Source organism: Porphyromonas sp. HMSC065F10 (genome assembly GCF_001808555.1).
In the GTDB taxonomy this organism is placed as follows: domain Bacteria; phylum Bacteroidota; class Bacteroidia; order Bacteroidales; family Porphyromonadaceae; genus Porphyromonas_A.
The window spans coordinates 1-224 of record NZ_KV793750.1 but is presented as its reverse complement, the minus strand read 5'-3'; the positions used below and the strand labels follow the sequence as shown (position 1 = coordinate 224).

1 protein-coding gene is annotated in these 224 nt (G+C 50.4%); it reads right to left on the bottom strand.

Annotated elements, in window-relative coordinates; genetic code table 11:
* Positions 1-224: DUF4099 domain-containing protein (locus HMPREF2890_RS01415; protein ID WP_148130639.1), on the bottom strand; the 224-nt coding region annotated here is incomplete at both ends.

The window sequence follows — 224 nt, the reverse complement described above, 5'->3', positions numbered from 1 at the left end:
TCCTTCTCTTCGGGGGAGAACTTGTAGCCCATATAGGGATAGTCGAGTTGTGGCTCTTTACGCATAGCGTGTATGGCTAACCCGATATTGCCCTCATTATCTGTGCGGAAGGCAAGGCGAGCCTCTGTGTAGATAGTTGTATCTCCAATGGGGATGGCTATGGTCACGAGGTTGCTCTTCTGCCAATTGAGCATCTTCTCTAGCTCACCACTCTGCTCTAACCG